This window comes from Flectobacillus sp. (assembly GCF_049240685.1).
Classification (GTDB): Bacteria; Bacteroidota; Bacteroidia; order Cytophagales; family Spirosomataceae; genus Flectobacillus.
Genome location: NZ_JBMLSD010000444.1, coordinates 9,701 through 17,981 on the forward strand (window position 1 = coordinate 9,701; position 8,281 = coordinate 17,981).

Consider the following 8,281-nt stretch of genomic DNA (forward strand, 5'->3'; position numbering starts at 1 on the left):
TGCTGTGGATTACAGATTTTATCTCTTACCTTACGGAAATGTTCAAAATTGATTTGCTCTTGTTTAGCGATAAGATTGGCAATCTGATTTTGTTTTTGAGCAATAATCGAATCATTTTGTGACAGACCTTTACTATACAAATCTCTTTTGGCTTCTTTGATAGCCTGATGAAGAGAGTCTATCTGCTTACGATGCTCATGGATAAGCTCCTGGTATGTCTGTTTTTGATTTTCGTCAAAGTTCAATTTTGATTCCAGTATATGTTGAAGGCGCGCACCATTTTGAGGCGCTCCGAATGGAGGATGAAGAAATGGCGCTCCGCCTCGAGGATGCCCCATCCAAATAAAAACCAGTAAGGCAATATTCATGATTACCAAACCAGCAAAAATCCATGGTGAGATTGTTTTCATAAGATTTTCATTTAATAAATTATTCGTAAATCGATTTTACACCTGAATTTATCCCCAATTCTGTACCCAAATCCAAATCTGACTGTTCGTTTTTTGTGTTAAAGTGATTCCAAAACGTAAAAATATTGAGTACTAATAGAATCATAGTAAGACTCAAACCAATGACCTGCCAAGCCTTTTGGGCAGATGTCTGTGTTTGGTTTGATTGCATTCGATGTTGAATCTTTGCAAACAAAAATGGATTGTCCTGCGCCCGGGCTAAGTCGTCCAGACTCGATAATGTTTTTTCTATCTTATCGGAAGCTCTTTTCATGATATCAAAAATCTTGTTGATAATATGTTTGTAACTTTTTACGTAAAGTTTGATTTGCTCTAAAAATTAAAGATTCGACAGAAGACAAGCTAACCTGCAATACTTCCGCTATTTCTTGATAAGGTAAGCCCTCTATTTTATGCAAGGTAAAAGCCACTCGTTGCTTTTCGGATAGAGTTTCCACTTGTTTCATTAAGATAGCGGCTCGCTCCTTATTCTCTAATTTTAGGCCGGGGTGCTCCCAAGTCGGAATATCAGCTATTTCTGGAGAATCTGACCAACCCAAAATAGACAGTAGATTCCCCCAGCGTTTTTGTCTTTTTTGTTTTCGTACAAAATCTAATGATTTGTTTACGGCTATTCTATACACATAGGTGCTCAATCGGGAATCATGTTTGAATGCATGAATTGACTGATATATTTCGATAAAAACTTCTTGAGTCAAATCCTCAGCTTCAGCAGAATTTTTGACAAAGCCCCAACAAGTATTTAATACTTTGTTCTGATATTGATCGACAAAGTATTTGAAAGTCAGCTGGTCAGCCTGCTGAAGTTTTTTGACAAGCTCTTTTTCAGTCATAAATTAAACATTCCAAGTAATTTGGTTTTTGAAGATTAGACGTTATATTTAGAATAAAACTTGCGGTACAAACCTAAATTTTTTCTTAAAACCTAAATATTACTCCATTCAATTTCAAACTACTTTTTTTATTTTTCTCAATATTTATTGGATTATATCACCATTTTTTAACCTTTAATCAGATTTTTTTTGCATTTCGTCTATTTATAAGATAGTTTTAATACTTGTTATTTGAAAAAATCAAATACTTTATCAATTTTTTAAATTTTTATAAACAACTATTCTATGAGACAGTTCTATCGATTTTCCATTATTGTAACACTACTCTTTACAAGCGTTTACACTTATGCACAAAGTCTAAAAGGTAGTGTAAAAGACAGCAAGACAGGTCAAGGAATCCCAGGGGTATCTATCAGCGTACAAGGTCGAACAACAGGTACGGTATCTGATGGTAATGGGAATTATACCTTAAAACTTCAAGCAGGGAGCTATACCATCAAGGTGAGTGCTATTGGCTATCAAGCAATTAGTGAAAATGTACAGATTGATGGCAATGTTACAAGCAAAGATTTTACCCTGATAGAAAGTATTTCTTCTTTGGAAGAAGTAGTTGTTACGGGTACTCGTAGCGAAGGGCGTACCAAAATTGATACACCTGTTCCTGTGGATGTTATTCCAATTTCGCAAGTGACCAATAACGTTGGTCAGGTGGATATTAACCAAATTTTGACTTTTGTGGCTCCTTCGTTCCAATCTTCTCGTCAGGCGATTTCGGATGGTACCGACCACGTTGACCCAGCTCAATTACGTGGACTTGGTCCAGACCAAGTATTGGTTTTGGTAAATGGAAAAAGAAGACATCAATCTTCCTTGGTGAACGTAAATGGTACAGTAAACCGTGGTACAGTTGGTACCGACATGAATGCAATTCCTGCTACAGCTGTCGACAAAATCGAAATTCTTCGTGATGGCGCCGCAGCACAGTATGGTTCTGACGCCATTGCAGGGGTTATTAACATCGTTTTGAAAAGACAAATTGGTGCGTCAGGTAACCTTTCGGCAGGCGAGTATGTAACTTCTTATGCCAAGAATTATGCTGTGAATTTTAGCAATGGTTTGCCTAAAGATGTATCTGTACAAGATGGTTTTACAGGCCAAATTGGATTAAACTATGGTATCAAGTTAGGAGATAAAGGCTTTTTGAATATTACGGGTGAGTATGTGTCGAGAGGTCGTACCAACCGCACAGGTACTTACACGGGGCAAGTATATCCAGCTGTTGCAGGTCAAACAGATGACCAAGTAATTGCCAGCAAAGGATTAACTCGCGACGCCTTTGATATGCGTATTGGTAACTCAGAAGTAAAAGGTGGGGGTTTCGTAGTAAACGGAGCTTTGCCAATCAACGACAATATCGAGGCGTATGTGTTTGGTGGCTATAACAACAAACAAGGTAATGCGGCAGGTTTTTATCGTTATCCCAATGGAGTGCCAGCTGCGGTTCGCACAGGTGTTTTTGCGGTATATCCAAACGGATTCTTACCTGAAATCACTTCAAATGTGACTGATTTCTCGATTGCCACGGGCGTACGTGGTAAAATTTTAGCAAACTGGAACTTCGACTTGAGTAATGTTTACGGAAAAAACATCTTCGATTATGGGGTACAAAACTCAATTAACTATTCTCAAGTAGGAAGTGTAAGTAAGCCACAAACTTCTTTTGATGCAGGTGGTAATACTTTTGCACAAAATACAACCAACTTTGACATGAGTCGCAAATATGGCAACATCATGGAAGGCTTGAACGTAGCCTTTGGTGCCGAATTTCGTATTGACCAATTTGGAACTCGTGCGGGTGAAGAGGCTTCTTACAAAAACTATAATACCGCTTTGGGTGTAGCGGCAGGCTCACAAGTATTCCCTGGGTTCTTGCCTTCAAATGCAGGTACTCACTCTCGTAGCAATGTTGGTTTTTATACAGACTTAGAATTAGATGTAACAAAGAAATGGGTAGTTTCAGGTGCTTTGCGTTTAGAAAATTATTCAGATTTTGGTAGTACAGGATTGAAGTACAAAGTGGCTACACGTTACAAATTGTTAGACAAATTGGCCTTGCGTGGTGCAGTAAGTACAGGTTTTAGAGCTCCATCTCTCCAACAACAGTATTACTCAAAAACCAATACTTTGTTCCAAACTATCAATGGTGTACAAACGCCAGTTGAAAGTGGTACATTCCCGAATAGTAGTCAGCCAGCAAAAATCTTTGGTATTCCTGAGTTGAAAGCTGAGTCTTCTCAAAGTTACAGTATTGGTGCTACAGCAGAATTAGGCAAACTGGAAATAACAGTAGATGCTTATCAGATTGATATTAAAGACCGTATTATCTTGACCAATAACTTTACGGCTAACGGCAATGCTACCATCGCAGCCCAGTTGGCACAAGCAGGTGCTACTACTGTTAACTTTTTTACGAATGCTATTGATACTCGTTCACGTGGTTTAGAAGCTGTTGTAGCCTATGCTACTCGTTTGCCTCAAGGTCACTCTTTGAAATTTACCTTAGCAGGTGCATTTATTGACAATGAAGTAATTAAAGGCGCTGATGGTAAACCAGCAATTAAGGCTACCCCAACTTTAATTGAAACGGGTCAGTTAGGTAATTACTTCAACCGCGAAGACCAAAGCCGTATTGAGGTGGCAAGTCCAAGAAGCAAAATTACGGGTACTATCAACTACAAGTTTGGAAAGTTTGGAGCAATGCTTCGTGCGGTTCGTTTTGGTGAAGTTGTGTATTTGGACCCAACCATGTTGAGCTCTGCAAACTTTGTTGCAAATGCATTTAATAACAATAACAAAGAGACTTTGGACCAAACTTTTTCACCTAAAATCACGACGGATTTAACCTTAAACTATCAGCTGGCCAAAGGAATCAATTTTGCTGTTGGAGCAAACAATATTTTTGATGTTTATCAAGATATCCATACACATTCGGGCAATATGAGTGCTGGTCGTTTTGTGTATTCTCGTCGTGTTCAACAGTTTGGATTTAATGGCAGATATGTATTTGCTCGTTTGAATTTCAATTTCTAAACATGAGGTTATTGGTTGAGTAGGAGGAGGTTATTTGTTAATTGTATATTGGTTTTTTGAAGATATTCATAATCAAAAGGTTACAGTCAAATTTTACCTTAAAAATACTATTAATTTAATCCTTCCTGCTACTTATTTTCCTAGACTATTTTATATACTCATCAAAAAAGGCGTTCGAAATTAGTTTTTCGAACGCCTTTTTTGATACTACCATGCTAGATATGACACAGTTTGAGACGCAATCATTGCGTCTCTACAGTAGGAATACATGTAAAAAATATCTCAAAACTCATCATTCAGAAAACTATCCTATTCTAGTTTTGATAATCTTGATAGCAATCGCCAAAAGAATTACTCCAAATACCTTTCTGAGCACGTTGGTACCTCCTTGACCGAGCATTTTTTCAATCCATTCACTCGAGCGAAGTACGATATAAATAAAGATTAGGTTGAGAAACACCCCAATTAAGATATTGATTTCATCATACTGAGATTTCAATGAAAGAATCGTCGTCATCGTACCAGCTCCAGCAATAATTGGGAATGCCAAAGGTACAATAGAAGCGGCCTTTGAACCTGAAACCTCTTCCGATTTAAAGATATTTCGTCCCAATATCATTTCGAGACCAATCAAGAAAATAATCAATGCTCCAGCTATGGCAAAGGAATTTATATCAACACCAAAAAGGCTCAAAATAGATTTCCCGACGTATAAAAAAGCAATCATTATTCCCCCCGAAACCAAAGTGGCCTGCTCAGGGTGAATATTACCTGTTTTTTTACGTAAATCTATTATCACAGGAATGGACCCAAGAATATCGATAACAGAAAACAGAATGAGCGAAACAGAGAAAATTTCCTTAATATTAAAATGCATGATTTGGTAAGGGTTTAGTTGATGAAAAAGTAGAAGTTATATTTTAGCCTCCGCTGTGGGCTATGAGCACTCGGCAAAATATTCTTTTATGAAATGATCAATACATTTTTGCCTTTTGCCTACAGCGTATAGCACAATATTTTTTTAAACAGTTACAACGGCTTTGTTGGGTAAATGCAATAGTAACTGCTCTCGCAAAGCCAAACGGTCGGCCTCGGATATAGCAGGGAAATTAGCAATCCGAAAAGTGCTATCTTTCCAAGCTCCATAGCCATTGCCCAAAGTGATTCCTTGCGATTCCATCACTTGCTTGATATATTTGACCACAGAGGGTTGCGCTTCTATTGCCAATACGGTATCCGAACGCAATGCTGGATTTTGAACCAAAGGCTTTACACCTCCATGCATCAAATCTGCATCAAAATGTTCTTCAAAAAAATCATACCACTCTTTGGCTTGAACCTCTATACGTGCGGAAGTGGCTGAAATATCAGGAATTTGTTCTAAAATCTTGGATAACAAATAGATTTCTAGCACATTGGGTGTATAATGCGTCTGATATTTTTTAAAATTATCATTCATAAACAACAGACTGTTATAGTATTTTCGATCACCAATCATTTCTGCATATTGTAATGCTCGGGGCGAACATACCATTACTGCCATACCAGCGGGTAATCCAAAACATTTTTGCACTGAGGCAAACCAAATATCCGCCTTTTGCCAGTCTAAAGCCACCCCAGCCATCGACGAGGTAGCATCTACTGCAATGAGTGCATTTGGGTATTTTGTCGAAACATTCGTCCAATGCTTGAGATGTGTCCCATTAGAGGTTTCATTATGAGTCAAACACACTACATCTGCATCTGAGTCGGGCAAGGATATTTTTTCTATCGACTGTTCATAATCATAAACAACCCTCGTTACTTGTGGCAAAATACGTCCTGCATAATCGGCCCATTTGTCGCCAAATGCTCCATTATACAGGTGCAAACTATGACGTTGCGTGAGCGATTGTGCAATAATTTCCCAAACCTCCGTAGCTGAGGATACAAAATAAATCGTATAATCCGTCGGAATATGAAGTTTTTGATGAAGTAAATCAATAGCCGAGCGGGTTATCTGCATACACGCCTGACTACGGTGATTGATGCTAAGCACGCCCTCGTCAAAGGCTTGTTTGAGATAATGCTCAACCACTGGATAAACTTTGGAAGGTCCTGGATAAAATGTAATCATCGTAGTAAGGCCGTTAGTGTGGAGAATTGGGAGTTCAAACAAATTTGACCATTTCGGATATCGGATGTTAGATTTCGGAAGTTTAAAGCACTTTTTAAATTTCCGAAATCAGCAATCTCAAATCCGAAATAGTTCAAAACCAGTCGTGCAATCCTAATGTGGATTCATGAGTGATGAGTTTGGAGTTCATCACTCCTATTTTCCATTATAAAAAGGTTTGGATAGCAAAATCGTATCCTCTCAAGCCAAAGCCAATGATTATACCGATACAATTTTTGCTTAAGAAACTATGATGACGGTATTCTTCGCGCGCATGAACATTTGAAATATGTACCTCTACCGTTGGGGTTTTTACCGCCGCAATGGCATCTGCCAAGGCAATAGAAGTATGCGTAAATCCGCCAGCATTCAAAACAATTCCATCAAAAGTAAATCCAACTTCGTGGATTTTGTCGATTAAGGCTCCTTCATGATTTGACTGAAAATAATGCAAATCTACCTGACTTTCAAACTTGTCTCTCAATATTTCAAAATACTGTTCAAATGTTTGATGACCGTATATTTCTGGCTCACGTTTTCCTAACAAATTCAAGTTAGGCCCATTCACGATTAAAATCTGCTTTTTTGTCACAATTGTATCAATTTAAAGTTAAAAATATAATCAGGCCTTGAAAAAGCTCCATCCAACCCGCCTGATTTTACGAATATGCCAAATATTGATTAGCTTCGCAAAATACATTGAAAATTATATCCTAAAAACAAAGCGTCGATTCCGCTAGTTCATAAAAACTACTTTGTTTAAACTTATTTTGGAAGTATCAAGATGTGGCAAATTTATATAAAAAACTTTAAAAACTATCTCACGCTCGAAAGAGCTCTTTCAGAGAATTCAATCGAAGCGTATATTCGTGACGTTAGTAAATTTTGGGAATACCTCGAAATCACCCACCAAGACGCCCCGTCGGTTACGGAAGTAAGCGACAAGCATATTTTTAGCTTTTTTCAGTACATCGATGAACTTGGCCTAGAAGCTACTTCTCAGGCTCGTATGCTTTCGGGACTGAAGGCTTTTTATAAATACCTTGAAGTAGAAGACGTGGTCAAACAAGACCCTACGCTTTTGATTGCTTCGCCCAAAATTGGTCGAAAATTACCCTCGACCCTCAGCTATCCCGAAATTGTACAAATGCTGGAGAGCATCGACCTATCAACGCCCGAAGGCGCACGCAACAGAGCTATGCTGGAGGTATTGTATAGTTCGGGGCTTCGTGTTTCGGAATTAGTAGAGCTCAAACTTTCAGAATGCTATTTTGATATTGGCTTTATTAGGGTGCGAGGCAAAGGCGATAAGGTGCGATTGGTGCCTATTGGGCGCGATGCCATGCATTATACCCAAATTTATATCGAACAAATCCGTAAGCAACAACCAATTCAAACTGATTTTTCGGATCATCTTTTTCTAAATCGTCGGGGCAAAAACCTTACAAGGGTTATGGTTTTTATTATTATTAAAGATTTGGCAACGATGACAGGCATTCAGAAAAATATTAGTCCGCATACTTTTCGCCATTCCTTTGCGACGCATTTGATTGAAGGCGGCGCCGACTTGAGAGCTATCCAAGAAATGCTGGGCCATTCGAGTATCACCACTACAGAGATATACACACACCTCGACCGGGCTTATTTGCAACAAACTATCGTGGATTTTCATCCAAGAAATAAAGGCTTTCGAAAGTAGCTTTTCAGGCAATAGGCTTTGGGCATTAAGCTGT

The 8,281-nt window shown here is 38.4% G+C and carries 8 protein-coding genes; 2 read left to right on the forward strand and 6 right to left on the reverse strand.

Annotation, left to right across the window (positions count from 1 at the left end; genetic code table 11):
• The 3 genes from ACOVQ4_RS20505 to ACOVQ4_RS20515 all read right to left on the reverse strand — a co-directional run.
• The coding region (locus ACOVQ4_RS20505; RefSeq protein WP_421822470.1) for a Spy/CpxP family protein refolding chaperone at positions 1 to 410 on the reverse strand (410 nt) is incomplete at its 3' end.
• Positions 411 to 429: 19 nt separating this feature from the next.
• On the reverse strand, positions 430 to 723 hold the full coding sequence (locus tag ACOVQ4_RS20510; protein ID WP_421822471.1) for a hypothetical protein: 294 nt from the start codon (positions 721 to 723) through the stop codon (positions 430 to 432).
• 4 nt (positions 724 to 727) lie between these two features.
• Positions 728 to 1,303, reverse strand: coding sequence for an RNA polymerase sigma factor (locus ACOVQ4_RS20515; protein ID WP_421822472.1), 576 nt, complete (start codon positions 1,301 to 1,303; stop codon positions 728 to 730).
• 285 nt (positions 1,304 to 1,588) lie between these two features.
• Here ACOVQ4_RS20515 and ACOVQ4_RS20520 point away from each other — a divergent pair, with 285 nt between their 5' ends.
• Positions 1,589 to 4,393 (forward strand): TonB-dependent receptor, encoded by a 2,805-nt coding sequence (locus tag ACOVQ4_RS20520; protein ID WP_421822473.1) that lies wholly within the window; start codon positions 1,589 to 1,591, stop codon positions 4,391 to 4,393.
• 304 nt (positions 4,394 to 4,697) lie between these two features.
• On the opposite strand, the gene ACOVQ4_RS20525 is transcribed toward ACOVQ4_RS20520, so the two are convergent.
• From ACOVQ4_RS20525 to aroQ, 3 genes are all read right to left on the reverse strand, one after another.
• Positions 4,698 to 5,270: a MarC family protein gene (locus ACOVQ4_RS20525; protein ID WP_421822474.1), complete on the reverse strand. Its 573-nt coding sequence runs from the start codon at positions 5,268 to 5,270 to the stop codon at positions 4,698 to 4,700.
• A 144-nt stretch (positions 5,271 to 5,414) separates the two neighbouring features.
• Positions 5,415 to 6,509 carry an aminotransferase class V-fold PLP-dependent enzyme gene (locus ACOVQ4_RS20530; RefSeq protein WP_421822475.1) on the reverse strand — a complete coding sequence of 365 codons (1,095 nt, stop codon included), beginning with the start codon at positions 6,507 to 6,509 and terminating at the stop codon, positions 5,415 to 5,417.
• A gap of 205 nt (positions 6,510 to 6,714) precedes the next feature.
• On the reverse strand, positions 6,715 to 7,140 hold the full coding sequence (gene aroQ, locus ACOVQ4_RS20535) for a type II 3-dehydroquinate dehydratase (protein WP_421822476.1): 426 nt from the start codon (positions 7,138 to 7,140) through the stop codon (positions 6,715 to 6,717).
• A 192-nt stretch (positions 7,141 to 7,332) separates the two neighbouring features.
• Here aroQ and xerD point away from each other — a divergent pair, with 192 nt between their 5' ends.
• Entirely contained in the window at positions 7,333 to 8,247 is a 915-nt protein-coding gene (gene xerD / locus ACOVQ4_RS20540) for a site-specific tyrosine recombinase XerD (protein ID WP_421822477.1), read from the forward strand.
• Positions 8,248 to 8,281 lie beyond the last annotated feature (34 nt).